This window comes from Serratia sp. Ag1, from assembly GCF_000743355.1.
Classification (GTDB): Bacteria; Pseudomonadota; Gammaproteobacteria; order Enterobacterales; family Enterobacteriaceae; genus Chania.
In genome coordinates, this window is the sequence record NZ_JQEI01000099.1 from 1 (window position 1) to 1201 (window position 1201).

The 1201-nt window shown below is 47.5% G+C and carries 1 protein-coding gene; it reads right to left on the reverse strand.

Annotated elements, in window-relative coordinates:
* Positions 1-58: 58 nt before the first annotated feature.
* Positions 59-1099, reverse strand: coding sequence for an IS481 family transposase (locus tag IV04_RS24500; protein ID WP_037404716.1), 1041 nt, complete (start codon positions 1097-1099; stop codon positions 59-61).
* Positions 1100-1201: the final 102 nt, after the last annotated feature.

Below are 1201 nucleotides of genomic sequence, written 5' to 3' on the forward strand. Positions count from 1 at the left end.
TGTATTAGCTCAGACCTGATCTGACAGTTACCGATTATTTATACAGGTATCTGTCAGATTACATCTGGTTTAAATTCTTCTCTGCCCAGATGCGCTTTCCATCAAGCAACGTTTCCATTGGCGTTCTGCCACAGCACATTTTCCCCTGATGAGTTCGCTCATTATTATAGTGAGCCAGCCATTCATCAAGATCCGATTGTAATGTATCGAGCTCACCATACAGCTTTTTACGGAACGTGACCTGATAAAACTCGTTCAGTATCGTTTTGTGGAACCGCTCGCAGATACCGTTTGTCTGCGGTGACATCGCTTTGGTTTTCGTGTGGTCGATGTCATTTATCGCCAGGTAGAGCTGGTAATCATGTTGCTCCACTTTGCCACAGAACTCTGTGCCTCTGTCGGTCAGTATTCTCAGCATTGGCAGGCCATGCGACTCGTAAAAGGGGAGCACACGGTCATTCAGCAGGTCAGCCGCAGTAATCGGGGTTTTGGTGACATACAGCTTGCAGTGAGCAACCTTTGAGTATGTATCAACAAAGGTCTGCTGATAAATACGCCCGACGCCTTTCAGATTGCCGACGTAGAACGTATCCTGTGAACCCAGATAGCCGGGATGGACGGTTTCGATTTCACCACATTCCTGGTCATCACTGGCTTTACGCTCCAGTGCCACTATCTGTGCTTCAGTCAGTTCGATACCGTCATGGGCCACTTTTTCTTCCAACGCTTTCAGCCGCTTTTTGAAGTTCTCAAGTGAGTGACGCAGCCAGACAGAACGGACGCCGCTTCCTGAGATAAAAACGCCTTGTTTACGCAATTCATTACTGCTCCGGTGCTGACCATGCGCAGGGAACGCGATAGCGTAATCAACAACGGCCTGCTCAGTGATATCATCAGTACGGTTTTTGATATTGGGAGCACGCCGACTGCGGTTAATCAGTGCATCCACGCCACCTTCATCAGCCAGCTCCCGATAACGGTAAAACGTATCGCGTGAGACACCCATGATTTTACAGGCTTTTGACACATTGCTGAGTTCTTCGGCCAGATTGAGCAAACCTGTTTTGTGTTTGATGACAGGATTGTTAGTATGAAGCATGAGAGTTACCTCGTGTTTTGTATAAGGATTCGACACCCATATCAAAACCGGTAACTCTCAACCTTTCAAGGTCATGTGTCAGATCAAGTCGCGACTAATACA